Source organism: Secundilactobacillus muriivasis (assembly GCF_054785195.1).
The window spans coordinates 1-16,768 of sequence record NZ_BAABMI010000076.1 but is presented as its reverse complement, the minus strand read 5'-3'; the positions used below and the strand labels follow the sequence as shown (position 1 = coordinate 16,768).

Genomic DNA, 16,768 nt, shown 5'->3' with positions numbered 1-16,768 from the left:
TAAACTTTGAAGTTCATCAATTCTGAGGCACTAATGCTACTTGGTGAGGCGTTACCGATCATCCCTGAGTGGACGGCGGCGACACCGACAACCCCGTTAGCAACGGCACCGGCCAATTTATCAATCAATGGCCGAACTGACAACGTAACAGATTCGTTCCGGGTCCCGTTCTTCCATTGGCCATATTCCACAGAATCGGTGATGGTCATCAAAGCGGCCAAGAAGATCATTGGGTATGGGAAGAAGAAGACGGCAACGGCAATTAAGACGGCCGTTAAACTGTGACCAGCAAACAAGAAGATTACGTAACCAAGGACCATCATCACGATCCCACCAGTGTAAATGGCCTTCCGTTGAACCTTGGCCACGATGGTTGGGAACAGTGAAACTGAAACGACCCCTAAAGCGGCCATGATCCAGCCGGCAAAGGTAAACTTGTCTGAACGTCCTAAAACGTAGGTGAAGTAGTAAGCTAACAGTGAGTTAGTCACAACGTAACCTAAAGCAAACAAGAAGTATGATAAGGCTAACCACATTAATTGGTCGTTCTTACCAAGGGCTTTAAAGATGTCAACCACACCAACTTTTTCGGTGTTTGAACGAATCAAGCTCTTCTTTTCCTTGGTCCCTAACGTGGTTGCTAAAGCCCCTAAGAAGGAAAGCAAGCCGATAACGACGGCGAAGCCCATCCAACCGGCGTGGGTCTTCGTTTGACCAGACGTACCGGAGAAGACTTGTGAGAAGAATACGATCAAAGGATAAATCATAATTGGAACGGCTTGCGCACCAATGGTTGATCCTAAACGACCAACAGTCCCGAACCGAGCCCGGACCTTTTCGTCAACACTCAGTGCTGGTAGCATTGACCAGAACGAAATATCTTTAAATGAATAGAAGATATCCAAGATGACGTAGGCGATCCCGAAGGCAACCAAGTACATCGTTGGGTTAGACGTCGTTAAGCCGCCAAAGTTGGTGAAGATAACGACCAGCATGATTGAACTGATGGTTGCACCGGTCATCAACCAAGGCTTGAACTTGCCCCACTTAGTATCAGTGTTATCAACCATCCCACCAATCAGTGGATCAAAGATAATTTCAACTAACCGAATCAACATCATCATCGTGGTAATCGTGGTGATCATGTGTGAATTAAATGCTTTGTCAGAGGTATCAAACAACTGACTGGTAATGAACAACATTAAGTAGGTACTTAACGTTGCGTAGAACGCGTCGTGCCCAAAGGCCCCAAGCGCGTATGACGTATACTGCTTTGTATGATTCATTAATCGACTGCTCCCTTCATCCTTCGCTCTTAGTAACGCCGTTCAATGATCTTTTGAAGAATCTTATTACGTTGTTCTTCTTTAGCAACATCGAACTGAGTTTCTTCCAATCCGTTAAAATCCTGAGCTAGTAATAAGGCTTCAAGGTACAGGGTTAACTGCCGCTTGATGTATACCTTATCAGATTCTTCATCCTTCTTGGGGTTACCGCCGAGGACGGCTTCTGCAAAGGATTCAGGGTTCAGCGTGATCTTATCGTTTTTACCTGCCATGTCACAACCTCCTAGTTAATGTGGTAACCGAACTTTAAAGCTGAACCGTCATCGTAAAGTTTGTGAAAAATTTACTAAAAATAAGTTCAAATACGTAAATGTATCCCCTTACATTTAACGGTATCAGCCATTAATTTTTCGATTGCCAAGGTCTATCTTGATAACATGGCTCTATTCTAGCACACTTTTTCTAAAATTGTAAACGCTTACTTCAATAAACTTTTACTAGACTTTTTAGTTAAACTTCTAAAAAGTGGCCATTTATCAACAAAAAAACGCTTTATTTTCCTAATATTCGGTAAATTTTATCGTTAAATCAACCTTTTTTTCTGCAACTCAGTTGTGGCCATCAATACCGTGCGACCAAAAAATAGCGCGCCGATCATTCAGATCAGCACGCTATTTTCAATTCATTATAGTTAACTAAAACCTACCAGCCCATTTCATCCGCATTATCAGGTAATGAAAGCTTACCCGCTGCAAGATCACTAAAGGCTTGATCAAGAATTTCGAACGCTTTATCAAGCTGTTCATCCGTAATGACCAACGGTGGCTGGAAACGAAGCACGTTGCCCCGGAGACTAATAATCAACGCCCCCAGTTCAAAGACCCGGTAAATCAGCTTCGTCGTGGCATCCACGTCATCAGCACCAGTTTCAGGGTCAACAATGTTAATCCCACCGTTCAAGCCGTACATCCGTACGTCGCCGATGAACGGGTATTTTTGTTTTTCAGCTTCAAAGAAGGTCTTGGCGCGTTCGCCAAGTTTGGCGCTCCGTTCAACTAAGTGTTCGTCTTCGATCACGTCCAACGTTGCCATCGCGGCAGCGGTTGTGACGGGGTTCCCAGCCGTTGTAAAGACGTTGGCTGGCGAACCGAGCGAATTCAAGATATCCTGACGGCCAATAACCGCACTGAGTGGTAAGCCAGACGCAATCGATTTCCCAACTGACATCAAATCTGGTTCCAAGCCAAAGTGCTCAATTGACCACCACTTACCAGTCCGGCCAAGTCCTTGGTTGACTTCATCAACGGCAAACAACATCCCGTGTTCGTGGGCGTAATCGTAAACCTTTTGCATGTACTTGGTTGGCGTTTTAACGATGCCACCATCCCCTTGAATCGGTTCAATCAAAACAGCTGCCACTTCTTCAGCAGGTACGTAAGTTTCAAACGGCAACTTGAAGGCCGCAAACATCCGGTCCACAAAGTCGTCTTCACTTTCGTTAGGCAGGCGCTTCCAAGGGTCAGGAAATGGCACTTTAACCATTCCAGGCAACATTGGGCCAATCTTACGACGCATGTTCAAACTCACCGCAGAAGCGCTGATTGAGCCATAGGTTGAGCCGTGGTAAGCACCAGTGAAGCTGACAATATACTGACGGCCCGTGTAGGCCCGCGCAAACTTAATGATGGCATCGTTAGCATCGGAGCCTGAGTTCCCCCATGATAAGGCAACTGGGCCACTGATTGGCGCTAAGGCCGCTAAGCGTGGTGCTAATTTGGCAGCGGTGGCGTTCGCAAAGTAAGCTGGTGTGTATTGAATCAGCTTAGCCGCTTGATCCTGAATGGCCTTGACCACGTGAGGGTGCGCGTGGCCGGTATTGGTGGCCGATGCACTGGCTAATAAGTCAATGTAGTCGTTACCGTCAGCATCCGTGACGATGGCCCCTTTACCAGATTCAATGACGATATTATAGTATTTGACCCGCGAAGCCGATGAGAAGGCTGGCGCTTCGTCATGCAATAACTGCTCGTTTTTACCCATAATAAGTCCCTCCGTGTTCACAAAAACCCCAAAATTAACGCGTAATTTTGAGGCTCTTGTCTAGTTAATTAGTCTTTTTTGTTCAAATACGAATGGCGCATCCCGTAACAGAAGTACACGATGATCCCAACGATGAACCAAACGAGTGCGTAGATCTTCGCATCAACGTCTAGTCCCCAGAAGACGGCCAAGGCGCCCAAGAACCCAATAAATGGCAACACTGGGTAAAGTGGCATCTTAAAGGCTGGATCTGGAATATCCTTTCCTTCACGAGGCCGTAAGCGGTAAATGCCCAATGAAACAAACATGAAGGCAATCAACGTTCCGGCTGAAATCAGTTGTGAGAGGAAGGCAAATGGGAAGAGTGACCCAATCACGACCCCAACGATGGTGATCGTTGCTAAGGCGTGGTTTGGCAGGTTATCCTTGTTCAACTTACCCAACCATTTTGGCAACATGCCATCACGACCGAATGAGTAAACATCCCGATAACGGCAATGGCCTGCACAACGGTGGCAACAATTTCGTGACCACTGTGACGCAGTGCCCAGCCAACGGGTTCGGCGTTGTTGGCGTAATCGCTGTAGTGGAACATCCCAACAAGAACGAGCGCAACGGCAACGAACAATACCACGGCAATGACCAATGACCCCAGAATACCTCGAGGCATGGTCTTTTGTGGATTCTTAGCTTCAGCAGAGTTAGCGGCGATCGAATCAAACCCAATGTAAGATAGGAAAATCATTGAAACCCCAGCGTAGATCCCTTGCCAGCCTCCAAATTGAGTGCCATCTGGGTTAACGTGGTGTGCCGGAATAAATGGCACGTAGTTTTGTGCATGAATGGCAGTGGCGCCAACAACGATGAACATCAAAACGGCCAAAACCTTCAAGACCACGAGGATGTTTTCAACTCGAGCGGCACTCGAAACGCCTCGTGATAATAGGAAGGCCACCAGCAAGATGACAACGACTGACGTAATATCGATGATCCCGCCGTCAGTGCCAAGTGGATTGGCCAATGCGTTCGGGAACTTGATGCCCAGCGGCGCAACTAGTCCCCGGAAGTTAGCGGACAGCCCTGAGCCAACGAAGGCCACGGCGATAAAGTACTCGGCTAACAGTGCCCAGCCAGCGATCCAGCCGAACCCTTCACCAAAGATAACGTTGATCCACGAATAGGCAGAACCGGCAAATGGCATGGCTGCAGACATTTCTGCGTAGGCAAAGGCCACTAACCCAGCCACGATGGCTGCCACTAAGAATGACAGGGCAACGGCTGGACCAGCATGTTGTGCGGCTACAACCCCAGGTAACGTAAAGATCGAGGTGGACACGATGGTCCCAACCCCTAACGCTAGGAAATCCTTTACTTCAAGTACGCGGGCAAGGTGTGAATCCTTGTCCTGGTACACGGCGGGATCTTCTTTTCGCGTAAAATTACTGAAAAAGCTCATTAAAATTCCTCCTGTGTGGTATGCGTGATACTATGTAGTGATCACTAAAGCTGCTAAAAAATACTATGAGAGATAAATGAGTATATTTTAACAATTATTTTAATTTTATGCAATAGTTACCCGTAGATAAATCCTATCTTGTGGTTATTTTAGTGGGTACTTTGACTTTAATTTTCTCAGATTTGAACCAAAGTCCTCATTATCTACTTTAAATTGGCCCGATTCGGGTAATCTCGAGTTTCGCCGATTGGATAACCTATGCATTTTGGAGGTGTCCCATGAGTTACCTACTTGATTTACGTCGCGATGTTGGCCACCAGCCCCTGATTTCAACCGGTGCCGCGACTCTCGTCTATAATCCGCAACACGCCCTACTTTTGATTCACCGCACAGATACGCACCTTTGGGGTCTCCCCGCTGGTTCTAAAGAATTGAATGAATCCCTAGTAAATACTGCAATTCGTGAAGTTCAAGAAGAAACCGGGGTTACGATTACCACCCCAGCCCTAACTGGACTACTCAGCGGTCCCGGGATGCAGTTCACATACCCAAACGGTGATCAAATCGATGCCGTGATTGCGGTCTACACAGCTCAAACCACTCAACAGCAACTGACCCCTCAACCTGGTGAAACGGACCGGGTCGCCTTCTTCTTACCAGCTGATCTGCCCCATCAACTAACCGACTTTACCCGCAAAATTTTGGTTGAGACGACCACTTGGTACGAGTAACTGAAGGGTTCTTGCTTGCATTTGACGGCCTGGTTAACCTACACTGAGGCTAAATTGTAGTAAGAAAGGACACTTTTATGAAAACTGTTACGCTTGCGAACCGCACCGTGCCCGCGATTGGTATCGGCACCTGGCATATGGGTGATGACGTTGCAACTAAAGCGGCTGAAATCAAGGCAATTCAAACTGGCCTCAACGCCGGTGCCACCGTCATCGACACCGCTGAAATGTACGGCAATGGCCGTTCTGAATCCCTTGTTGGTGAAGCGATTGCGCCTTACGACCGCGATCAGCTTTTCTTAATTTCAAAAGTCCTGCCAAACAACGCGTCTCAAGCGCAAATGGAAGCGCACTTAGACGCCAGCTTGAAGCGCTTAGGCACCGACTATGTTGACCTCTACTTATATCATTGGCGCGGTGGCATTCCACTTTCGGAAACCGTTGATGAACTTCAGCGACTAACGACCACCGGTAAAATTAAATCCTGGGGCGTTTCGAACTTTGACTTAGATGACATGCAGGAACTATGGCGCCTGCCGAATGGCGTGAAAGCTGCCGCAAATGAAGACCTTTATAATCTCGGCAGCCGTGGTATCGAGTACAGTTTACTGGACTGGCAGACCCAACACCACGTGCCGTTAATTGCCTACAGTCCCGTCAGCAACGGCGACCAACTCGGCGCCAACCTGACTACGAACGAGGCTGTTTTAACAGTTGCACGTCAACACGATGTGACCCCCTACCAAATTCTGTTAGCTTGGGCGATTCACCGGTCACAAATTCTAGCGATTCCGCAAACCAGTGATCCCGAACACATGGCGGCTAACGTTGCTGCTGGTGAGATTCATTTAACGACTGGGGATTTGGCGTTGTTGGATCAGGCTTATCCGGCACCGACTCGGAAGGAACCGTTGGATGTTTTGTGATGTGGGTTATTTCGTTTGTGATATTGAAAAATCGACTACTCGAGTTGAGTGGTCGATTTTTTTGGTGTTTGGTGATTGGCGAGGATGTTTTAGGTATCTAAACCGCGCGTGAAATGCAACACGCCACTGATCTCATTACGAGACAATTTTTAACGATTACTTGTGCTAACTTAGCAGCGTTTGTTTCGGCTGAGGTTTGCTGATTTGTTCTGGGGTTCTTATTATTCTGAGGAAATGTCAGCTTTAGTGCCTTTAGGCTGCCACGCCGAAACGTGCGAAAAAAGGCAAAGAGTTGCATACAACGGCACCCGCTGATACAATTTCGAATCAGTTCTTAACTGTGATTTTCGATAACTTGGCAGCGTTTGTTTCGGCTGAGTGTTTACTGACTTGTTCTGGGGTTCTTATTATTCTGAGAAAGTGTCAGCTTTAGTGCCTTTAGGCTGCCACGCCGAAACGTGCAAAACGAAGCAAAGAGTTGCATACAAGCGACCCCCAGTCACACTGCCCCAAAACCGGGCAGTATGACTGGGGGTCGCTTGTACTCCACTCTTTAAACGCTTCGTTTCGCACTCTACTCCACTTTCCCCGTCCCAATCACCGGTTGCGTGCCACGCTCCGATATGATGGTAACCATCACGTTATTGATCAACTGTAACTTCCGGTCATCTGACAGTTCTAGTTTGGTATCCTTTTCTAACTTTGCTAGGGCGTCTTCCGTAATGGATACCGCCCCTTCGACGATAATTTTTCGAGCGGATAAAATCGCTGCTGATTGCTGGCGCTGCAACATTGCACTCGCAATTTCGGTTGCGTAGGCTAGGTGGGTCAGTCTGGTTTCAATGACTTCAACCCCCGCAATGTTTAAGCGCGACTGCAGTTCCGCCGTTAACTTGTTCGACACCTCCGTTGGATTGCTCCGTAACGTCAACGTCTCAGATTCATCGAACGCATCGTACGGAAACTCCGAAGCCACGTGCCGAATTGCTGACTCACTTTGAATCTCAACGAACTGCTCGTAATCATCAACTTCAAACAACGCCTTACTGGTATCAACGACTCGAAACACGATCACCGCCGCAATCTCAACGGGATTCCCACGCAAGTCGTTCACCTTCAATAAACTAATATTGAAGTTCCGCACCCGCAATGAAACCGTTGCTTTGTTGCTCAACGGGAGTGTCATAAACAAACCAGCCGAGCGAATCGTACCCACGTACTGGCCGAAGAAGGTCAGCACTTTGGCTTCATTAGGCGCAATAATCGTCAACGAGCTACTTCCAATCAACGTCAGTACAATAATAATCACACCAAGTACGATTCCCACCGTTGTTCGAAGCCATAAACACCAACCACCCAACGCAAATAATAGGATGGCAATAATTAATCCCAGATACCCGTTCACGTGAAATATCGATTTTTCAGTCATGAGCTTATCCGTCCCCTCACACGTATTTGGCTTCATTATACGTCAGTTCAGAACCAATGTGAAAATAACCACATGATTTGGAGTCGAAATTCTTTGCATCAGTTAAAAAATCATTATAATCACAGGTGAACCCAACTATGGCGACCTGCTCCCCCTACCCTTTAGCTTTACACGCAGCGACTCCCTCACCATAGTGGTTCACAGTGAGGTTGATCCGCCACGATGCGACTAACAAGTTGATTGTCAGCCACATCAACATCATGCTGACCAATTGTTATAGCTAACGCTGGATTTAAACGGCATGGTTTTTCTAGCTGATTTAATCACACCGCAGGCACAGTGACCCGTCTGATAACTATCGGACCGTCATTGTGCTTTTTCAGTTTGAAGGGTCCCATCAACTAGCCACAACGTCCGGTCACAGTACTGCAGTAAACGATCATCATGGGTAATCATAATGATGGCTTGTTGGTTATCATGAGCCATCTGTGCCATGGCTTGGACCACCTGAACCGCCCGCTTAGCATCCAAACTAGCAGTCGGTTCGTCCGCAAAAATCAATTGTGGTTGGTGGTAAAAAGCCCGCGCAATCGCTACTCGCTGGCGTTGGCCACCGGAGAGCTCATTGGGATAGTGGGTTCGTTGGTCCCAAATACCCAACGTTGTGAGTAACTGTTGCTGGCGCTCAAGTTGCATCGTTTTCGTTAACTTATCGACTAATTTTAACTGTTCTTGAACCGTCAAAAATGGAATCAAATTTGACCCCTGTAAAATAAAGCCAAACTGTTGAAACCGAATTTGGGAACGCTGTTTTTCCGAGAGAGTCGCAATATCGCGATCACCCAACAAAATTTGGCCACTGGTTGGCGATTGAAGTGCGCCCATCATCGTCAACAGAGTCGATTTGCCAGAACCAGAAGGGCCGGTCAAGGCAATCAATTCCCCTGGTTGAACTTCAAGGTCCGTCGGGTGTAGCGCTTCAATCGCCTGTTGCCCTTTGCCAAACACTTTCGTTACCTGCTTTAACGTCATCAATGCCATTATGCTCGTCCTCCAATCGCATCAAGTGGATCAATCCGAATAATCCGGACAATTGAAACTGCCGCCCCTAATAGTACCATCACCAGCAAGCCGGCTGAAAAACCGGTCGTTAACCAACCGCTTGCGTAGTACGGCATGCTTGACGGTAAAACGGCCGTTGTTGCCAAATTAGCAATCAACCCTAACCCGATGCCAACGACTCCCAGTAAGAATGATTGGCCCATCAATTGACCAACTAATTGGCGACTTGAAATACCTTGTGCACGCATCACGCCATACAACGGCGTCTTTTCAATCGTCATAATGTACATAAAAATACCGATAATGAACGCAATGATCACAAACAATGCCCCGATCATGAGCGCAAAGGTACTAACTTCTGCGCTGTAACCCGGTAAGTTTTGAATAAAGGTTTTCGTTGAGAGCTGTTGGAACTTGTCGCTTGATTTGATGTGTTGCTTGTCCTTGATGACAATCGCATTTACTAATCCGGGGCTTTGCTTAAACTGCTGATAACTATGAAGCGGCATGAAGACCACGGGTAAGGTACTAAACCGGTTATTTTGCGTCACACCAACGATTTGGTACTTCGTTTCGCTACCGTTCAGGGTAATGCTGTCACCCATACGTAGTTTACCGGTTAGCAAACTTTCATCAACCACGATTTGATGCGCCGATTTTGCTTGATGGCCCTTAATTAAAGTTGGTGCTAAGAAACCGTTAAAGTGGATGCCCATGACGGTCACGTCCGTTTTCACTTTGTGCGCTTCACTAACGCCCATCGATTCACTAACTGGTTGCCGAGTGTCACTTGTCTGTAGCGATTTCGGTAACGTTGCTTGCGTCAATTGCGACGCCGTTAAGTTTTTATTAGCAAACTTGCTGACAACCACGCTCTGTGCATGCCACTGATCCACTGCCGAACGGTTATTGTGCGCTAACCCAAACGCCAACCCGCTTAAAAAATATATCAGGTACGACACCAAAAAGATGACCAAAATCATCAGTAGGTATCGTGCTTTCGAATGCATTAATTCCTTGTATGCCAAATACAAACTTGATCACTCCAATTTTTATTTATCACTTGATAAATAAGTATAGCACGATGTTTGAGGATGTCTAGAGCAAATTTAGCGGACTTACGCTTGTGTCCAGCGTAAGGGTTGGGTGCGATTTGGGTGTCGGCTGTTTGTCATCGCTTCGCTCGCCAAAGCCGCATGAAAACCGGCGCTCTCAGTCAACAAAATTCGGCGCTACTTAAACTGTGATTTCCAGGATTCCTGAAGTTGTAAGAACTTGTCACCCACGCGCTTTCTGGCCACCACGCCGAATGGTGCTGCTCGAGACTGAGAGCTGCATGTAATGGCACTTCGGTAAAACTGCCAGACCCAGGCGCTTTCACCGAAGTGCCATTACACTACGCTCCCAAACCGTCTCGCTCCGCACACTACAAAAAAGCGCTGAGCACAACCGATAACTCGGTCACCCCCAGCGCCAATAACGCTAATAATTGCAACTCACATCTACATCAAATGGGTTCCTTTATCCACATAGATCACATCACCAACAACCCCAGTTGACAATGGGCTCAGCAAGAACGCGGCGGTGTCGCCGACTTCGCGAATCGTGACCCCTTCGCCGTTAACAGCACGTTCGTTAGAAATTTCAATCAGTTTGTTGTAGTCCTTAACCCCAGTAACGGCCAACGTCTTGATTGCCCCAGCTGAGATGGCATTGACCCGAATGTTTTGAACGGCCAAGTCACGGGCTAAGTACCGCACAGTTGATTCCAAGCCGGCTTTAGCGATCCCCATGATGTTGTAGTTTGGTACGGCCCGTTCAGACCCCATGTAGGTCAACGTGACGATTGAACCGCCTTCGTTCATCATTTCCCGGCCGTATTTAGCAGCCGAAATTAACGAGTACACACTGATGGCTTGCGCTTTTTCAAAGCTCTCCAAGCCAGCATCCGTCGTTTGCCCCGACAAGTCTTCTGGATCCGCATAAGCGATGGCGTGAATGATGCCGTCAACGTTACCCACCGTTGCTTTAATGGTGTCAAATGCCGCTTTAACGTTTTCTGGTTCCGAAACATCACATTCAACTTCCAACACATCTTCCGGAATGAACTTATCGATACTACGCTTCATCCGTTCATTTTGGTAGGTCAAAATCAGCTGGGCACCCTGTTCCGCCAACGCTTGAAAACAACCGTACGCTAAGCTACGTTTGTTCGCCACACCCATGATAATGATTTTTTTGCCTTCTAGAATGCCAGTCATAAAAAAACTCCTTTAAAGTTAAAATTAAGTTATGCCATTAACTAATTGAGGATATATCAGCAATCAGTTTAAGTTTATTCTACTCTTTACACGCCAAGCGGACAACCCTACCGAATCTGTCCGTTACGATTTTAACTGAAATGGCTATAATAAAAAGTGTTCAATAGTTGAACTTCACTTCCTCTCGATGTGACCCACTCAACTGACCTGAGCACGACTAATTCTCGTACTCACCACTCAACTTAATTTTAATAAGGAGTGATTATTTAATGGCAAATGTTTTAGTTTTAGGCGCCAATGGTAAAATTGCAAAATTGGCAGAAGCTCAGTTATTGGTTGAAACTGACCACCGACTGACCCTCTTCCTTCGTCGCGCTAACCGTTTAACGATCTCTAATCCTGATCGTGAACAAGTCATCGATGGCGATGTGTTAGATCAAGCCCAACTTGAAAAGGCAATGGCTAACCAAGACATCGTCTACGCTAACCTTGGTAACCGCGATATCGAACGTCAAGCCCAAACGGTTGTGGCAGCGATGAAAGCTACCGGTGTTAAGCGTTTGATTTGGATCTCAACCCTTGGCATCTACGACGAAGTGCCTGGCAACTTCGGTAAGTGGAACCACCAAATGTTGGATGGTGGTTACCTTGAAACCTATTCCGCAGCCGCTAAGGTCATCGAAGCATCCGGCCTCGATTACACGATCATTCGGCCAGCTTGGCTTTCTAACAACGATATTGTGAGCTACGAATTCACCCAAAAAGGCGATGCCTTCAAAGGGACCGAAGTTTCTCGTCGCAGTATCGCCGACGTCGTGGTCAAACTGATCAACGACCCAACCAAGGAGATCGGCCATTCGATTGGGGTTAACCAACCTCACACCGATGGCGATCGCCCATCATTCTATTAACATCAACGATACCATTACTCACTGGTGTTCCCCGCACCAGTCTCGCCAGTCAGTGTTCCCCGCATTGACTGGGCTGAGCGATCTAGCGATAACAACTAGTTAAACAGTCGATTTGTACCCAAAATTATACTAAAAAGCCACTATGACCTCCCATTAGCAGGTTATAGTGGCTTTTTCACGTTCATCATTTATTCAGCGCGTAACACCGTTCGGCTCAATTTTTCAAACAACAACTCATGACTCGGCCGAAATACATCGATCAAGAGATCCAACGCCAGTAATAATCCAATAATCCCAAGCGCTAGGACCAAGACAATTCCAATAATTTCTGCCGCAAATCCGGTTTTGGAAACCTGACTTATCACGATACTCGAAACCGCGGGAATCCAAATCAGCGAATAGCCTAATCCCGTTCGAAGCATCAACTGACCGGCAGTCGGCCGCTCACTTTCAGCCCGTAACGTCCCAATCCTCAATCGAACTAACTTCAACCCTAACGTCCGTTGCCAACGAAGTTCTGGTAAGACGATCACCAGCCCCAACGCAACAAACGTGGAGATGCCGGACCACAGATTGCCGTGTAAGTGAAAAATGGTCATTAACAGGCTTGAAACGAGAAAGAATACCAACCAGTCCACCACAAACGCCGTCGCGTGCCGGAAAGTTGATACCTGCTTAGCCCGGACCTGTAACTGCTTGCTGAGATAGTCGCTTGATGGCAGTAATGGCAGCACGAAGCGCGTAAGGCCAAAGCCCAGTAAGCCCCCCGTGGTATTTAACAATAAATCGTCCACGTCAAATAACCGGTACGGCCGTGGGTAGATGCCATAGAGTCCCGACAACTGCGTCAATTCAAAGAATAATGACAAACAAAACGCCGCAACTAACGTAAACCGCCATGACCGGCGAAAATACGTCCGCAGATAAAATCCAAACGGTACCGTCAATAACACATTAAAGGCCGGCTGGATCACCGTTGGCGCCTTCAAAGCCGCTAACCAAGTATGCGGATTCGTTAGCTGAAACGGGCTGTACGCCAAAAACTGGCGCACAAACATCAGTGGCTGAAGGTTCATCTCCGGTGTTGTTAGTTTGGCGACCGCTGCACGTGAGGGTAACGGTAAAATAATTAAAAAATAAGCGCAAATCAAGTAAAACACCAAACTATAGAGCATTAAAATCGACCACCGTGAAATGGCGCCAAACCGGTGATAGTGCCACAGCAAAATCGGAAACGTCATGAACAATGCCACGATTGGAAACACCAGCATCGCCATTTTGATATCAAACAAATAAACCACGAATTATCTCCTCCTTGTTATCCCCAGCCCACAAAAAATCATCTGCCTAGCAACGACTAGGTAGATGATCAACATACCTGTGATTCAAAATTGGGTTTCGTCGACTTAGCAAGTCATGTGCGGTGAAAAAATTACTTGCTGAACTTTGCAACCAATTCTTGGACCGTTTCTTCTAGCTCAGTGGCGTTGATGTTTTCAGCACCTTCAGAAACGTAACGTTCCAAGATGCCCATCATGATACCTTCAACAGCACTAATCATAATGTTACGATGCTTAGCCTGACGAATCATATCGATCACCGGATCTTCAACCGTGCTCGACCCCTGAACACGTCGTTCAATCATTTCCCATAAAATCTGATTCAAAATGTCGTGCAGATCTGCTCGGCTCTGCCGACTTGGTGAGAGGTGCCGTAATAGTGGCCAGTACTGCTCAACGTAGGTCACATACTGTGTCAATAAGGGTTGGTCAGGCACGGTTTTTTCAACCGTATCTTCGATCACCGTCATCAACAGCGCGGTTTTATCCTTGAAGTACCGGTAAAAGGTACTCCGAGTAACAAAACTCTCCTCCGAAATCTGCGATACACTGATCATATCGTAGTACTTTTGCTCCAATAAATCTAAAAACGCGGTCATTATTTGGTGCCGCGTACGCTCTTGCGCTCTCCCCATGGCTCATTCTCCTAATCCTTTAATAATTACCGATTCACATTTCGATGTCATGTCTCACAACCCATAAAGATTGTACTAAAAAATCCCAGTCATATTCAAGTAATTAACCCTTAATGGGACGGACTTAACTGATTTATAACCTTGTCCCAATAAATAATATCTCATGAGAAATATTTTGGAACCTGATTAAAATCAGCAACGCGCAACTCAATCGTTATTCTGCTTGATCTGGTTGCTGATAATCCTTATGATAGGCCCAAACAACCACGACTAAGTTGACGATGACTAACCCGGTTGTCATCAAGAAAACGTAGCGGTAATCCAGAACCCCAGCCACGATTGAAGCCAGCATTGGTCCAACCACCGAACCAATTGCCTGGGCTGATTGGTTATAGCTAAAGATTCGACTGATAGCTTCTGAAGGCGTGGCTAACGTCATCACCGTTTGCGTAATGGGTAACAGCGCAGCGTCCGAGATACCGACCAAGAATCGGAAAACGCCAAGCGCAATCACCGTTGTCACGAAGAACATCGGCACAAACATCGCGGCACAAAAAATCAGGCCGAATATCAAGACCCGTCGTGGCCCAATTTGGTCGCCCAACGCCCCTAGCTTTGGTGCCGCTAACAGGGTAGCGATCCCGGGCAGTGCCGCGATCACCCCACTGGCCATCGCAATGTTGCCATGTTGGTGCATTAATTCCTTAACAAATAGACTAATAATTGGGTTGATTGAGGTCGTCGCCGCTTGAATCAACATCGAAGAAATAATCATCGCCCAAACAATTCGAACGTGTTTGATTCCCGCAAAGGCGCTCTGTTTAGCCAGTTTTTGATTTGTGATTGGCGTGAACTCTTCCTTAACGAAGAAGAAGGTGGTTAACGCCGCAATTGCCATCATCCCACCAAACAGGTAAAACGGAATCCGGTAACCAAATATACCGGCAATATAACCACCGATAATGGGGCCAATCAACTGGCCACTCACGTTACCGGTCGTCAACGTTCCCATCGTGCGGCCCGACTTGTTGACCGGCACTTCACTCGCCATTAAAGCGTAAGCGTTATTAATGTAACCCGAAAACGCTCCCTGAATCAGGCGAAGCAAAATCAAAATCCAGACGTTTGGCGACGCCCCAGTTAGCGTTGCCGTAATCGTCATCCCAATCGCTGCCCGCATCAGCATGGGTTTACGGCCTGTTCGATCCGCAAGTCGTCCCCACAACGGTGACACGATGGCCTGACTTAAGAAGGTCACCGAAAAAGCCGCCCCCGCAAAGAGGGTCAGTTCCCATTTTGGAAAATGCCCCATCTCACTAATGAACAACGGTAAGAATGGCAAGCTCATGCTAGCACCAGCACCAGTAATAAAGTTCCCCACCCATAAGGCGTACAAATTTTTTTGCCACTGCGGCAAGCGTTTCGAATTACTCAATTTTCACACTCCATTTTCAAATAGTTACCTATCAAGCATAACATAGAAATGATGTTTACTTAAATTTATACAACCAAAGCATACCCTATAAAAGCCGAAAAGTCGGCATTCTATTGCGTTCGGGCTCGGTTGACAGCTACTTAATTAATAAAAAATGCGCCTCACCGCTATCAATTAGTTGATAACCGTGAAGCGCATTTAAACCTACTATATGAGTTAACGTAGCCTACTCTTGCTTTGGTGTTTCATCATCGTCTGGTTTGTCGGTTGGTGTTGCTGCTTGTGAATCAGTATCATCTGACGAGGGCTGTGAACCAGCATCGCTTGATGGTGCCTGCTCATCCGTTGACGGCGTGACCACAACGGGTTCTTCCGAATCTGACTCTTCGTCCGCTTCAGCCGCTTCCATCGACAACTTAACGTAGAAGTTCGCCATGGTTTGTTGGTAGTAAGGTTCTACCCCAAGGATCGGCAAAATCAGGATACATAGTAGCGCCCAGCCAATAAAGCTCAACTGCAGCACAAACATCTCCCATTTGTGACCATCCATCATTTCTCGACTTAACGTAATGGCTTCCATAAAGCCAATTTTTTGACCCTGATCAAGGTAATCCCGGTAAATGTAAATCGCCTGTGAATACGAATAACCTTTAATGATTCCTGGAACGATCAGTAAAAACGACCACAGCATCGTCATAATGCCAATTAAAATGGTCAGCGCAAGTGTGCCGATGAAGTAATCCCAGCTATTAAAAATCGTGAATGATTTACTAACGGGTTCCTTAAGCTCGGTGACGCCCCGTTCAAGGTCGATCAGCACAAAGCTGACCCCCACCATTAACAGGCTTAACACGATACTAATGATCCAAGCCAAATTACTCTGCTCAAAGTTAGAATTTAAAACCCCATCCGCAAAGTTAGAGCCAAACGTCACTAATTGTAAAATAAAAATTGGTAAGAATAGCACTAAATAAAATTTAAAATTCCGATTAAGTAACTGCTTTGCCTCCGCCTTGATTGTTCTTCGTCTCGTTGTCGCATCCATCATCTGGACCTCCCCTACAGCCGTGACCTTAACGCCCCTTGGCTGTGACTTATCTGATTTCAGTATATCGGTAGCGTCTAGTCACTGTCAATGCTGGGCACCTCCGAAGCCACTATCCGTTACAATACTGCCGCTTGTGTCCAGCGTAAGTGTTGGGTGCGCTTTGGGTGTTGGCTGTTTGTCGTCGCTTCGCTCGCCAAAGCCGCATGAA

At 46.9% G+C, this 16,768-nt stretch carries 14 protein-coding genes and 1 pseudogene; 3 read left to right on the top strand and 12 right to left on the bottom strand.

The window, feature by feature from the left end; genetic code table 11:
* The 4 genes and pseudogenes from ACYVR3_RS14885 to ACYVR3_RS14870 all read right to left on the bottom strand — a co-directional run.
* A partial coding sequence (locus ACYVR3_RS14885) for a glycoside-pentoside-hexuronide (GPH):cation symporter (protein ID WP_461244859.1) occupies nucleotides 1–1,286 on the bottom strand: 1,286 nt, incomplete at its 3' end.
* A gap of 29 nt (nucleotides 1,287–1,315) precedes the next feature.
* Nucleotides 1,316–1,558: a hypothetical protein gene (locus ACYVR3_RS14880; RefSeq protein WP_054736919.1), complete on the bottom strand. Its 243-nt coding sequence runs from the start codon at nucleotides 1,556–1,558 to the stop codon at nucleotides 1,316–1,318.
* 430 nt (nucleotides 1,559–1,988) lie between these two features.
* Nucleotides 1,989–3,326: an aspartate aminotransferase family protein gene (locus ACYVR3_RS14875; protein WP_461244858.1), complete on the bottom strand. Its 1,338-nt coding sequence runs from the start codon at nucleotides 3,324–3,326 to the stop codon at nucleotides 1,989–1,991.
* Between the two features lie 68 nt (nucleotides 3,327–3,394).
* Nucleotides 3,395–4,782 (bottom strand): annotated as a pseudogene (locus ACYVR3_RS14870) (APC family permease).
* Between the two features lie 278 nt (nucleotides 4,783–5,060).
* Here ACYVR3_RS14870 and ACYVR3_RS14865 point away from each other — a divergent pair.
* Both ACYVR3_RS14865 and ACYVR3_RS14860 read left to right on the top strand, forming a co-directional pair.
* Complete coding sequence (locus ACYVR3_RS14865) at nucleotides 5,061–5,513, top strand: NUDIX domain-containing protein (protein WP_461244857.1); 453 nt, start codon at nucleotides 5,061–5,063, stop codon at nucleotides 5,511–5,513.
* 77 nt (nucleotides 5,514–5,590) lie between these two features.
* Nucleotides 5,591–6,439 (top strand): aldo/keto reductase, encoded by an 849-nt coding sequence (locus ACYVR3_RS14860; RefSeq protein WP_461244856.1) that lies wholly within the window; start codon nucleotides 5,591–5,593, stop codon nucleotides 6,437–6,439.
* A 574-nt stretch (nucleotides 6,440–7,013) separates the two neighbouring features.
* Here the strand turns inward: ACYVR3_RS14860 and ACYVR3_RS14855 are convergent.
* From ACYVR3_RS14855 to fabI, 4 genes are all read right to left on the bottom strand, one after another.
* On the bottom strand, nucleotides 7,014–7,868 hold the full coding sequence (locus tag ACYVR3_RS14855; protein WP_461244855.1) for an SPFH domain-containing protein: 855 nt from the start codon (nucleotides 7,866–7,868) through the stop codon (nucleotides 7,014–7,016).
* A gap of 366 nt (nucleotides 7,869–8,234) precedes the next feature.
* Nucleotides 8,235–8,909, bottom strand: coding sequence for an ABC transporter ATP-binding protein (locus ACYVR3_RS14850; protein WP_461244854.1), 675 nt, complete (start codon nucleotides 8,907–8,909; stop codon nucleotides 8,235–8,237).
* Nucleotides 8,909–9,940, bottom strand: coding sequence for an ABC transporter permease (locus ACYVR3_RS14845; protein WP_461244853.1), 1,032 nt, complete (start codon nucleotides 9,938–9,940; stop codon nucleotides 8,909–8,911). The genes ACYVR3_RS14850 and ACYVR3_RS14845 overlap by 1 nt, the downstream gene beginning before the upstream one ends.
* A gap of 492 nt (nucleotides 9,941–10,432) precedes the next feature.
* Nucleotides 10,433–11,191, bottom strand: a complete 759-nt coding sequence (gene fabI / locus ACYVR3_RS14840) for an enoyl-ACP reductase FabI (protein WP_054737144.1) — start codon at nucleotides 11,189–11,191, stop codon at nucleotides 10,433–10,435.
* Nucleotides 11,192–11,460: 269 nt separating this feature from the next.
* Here fabI and ACYVR3_RS14835 point away from each other — a divergent pair, with 269 nt between their 5' ends.
* Nucleotides 11,461–12,102 carry an SDR family oxidoreductase gene (locus ACYVR3_RS14835; protein ID WP_461244852.1) on the top strand — a complete coding sequence of 214 codons (642 nt, stop codon included), beginning with the start codon at nucleotides 11,461–11,463 and terminating at the stop codon, nucleotides 12,100–12,102.
* A gap of 188 nt (nucleotides 12,103–12,290) precedes the next feature.
* Here the strand turns inward: ACYVR3_RS14835 and ACYVR3_RS14830 are convergent, their stop codons facing one another.
* The 4 genes from ACYVR3_RS14830 to ACYVR3_RS14815 all read right to left on the bottom strand — a co-directional run bounded on the left by ACYVR3_RS14830 (nucleotide 12,291) and on the right by ACYVR3_RS14815 (nucleotide 16,560).
* Nucleotides 12,291–13,403 carry a VanZ family protein gene (locus tag ACYVR3_RS14830; protein WP_461244851.1) on the bottom strand — a complete coding sequence of 371 codons (1,113 nt, stop codon included), beginning with the start codon at nucleotides 13,401–13,403 and terminating at the stop codon, nucleotides 12,291–12,293.
* 131 nt (nucleotides 13,404–13,534) lie between these two features.
* Nucleotides 13,535–14,041 (bottom strand): TetR/AcrR family transcriptional regulator, encoded by a 507-nt coding sequence (locus ACYVR3_RS14825; RefSeq protein ID WP_162260894.1) that lies wholly within the window; start codon nucleotides 14,039–14,041, stop codon nucleotides 13,535–13,537.
* Between the two features lie 250 nt (nucleotides 14,042–14,291).
* The gene (locus ACYVR3_RS14820) at nucleotides 14,292–15,512 is read right to left on the bottom strand and encodes an MFS transporter (protein ID WP_461244850.1); all 1,221 of its coding nucleotides are present in this window, start codon (nucleotides 15,510–15,512) and stop codon (nucleotides 14,292–14,294) included.
* Between the two features lie 226 nt (nucleotides 15,513–15,738).
* Nucleotides 15,739–16,560 (bottom strand): DUF975 family protein, encoded by an 822-nt coding sequence (locus tag ACYVR3_RS14815; RefSeq protein WP_461244849.1) that lies wholly within the window; start codon nucleotides 16,558–16,560, stop codon nucleotides 15,739–15,741.
* Nucleotides 16,561–16,768 lie beyond the last annotated feature (208 nt).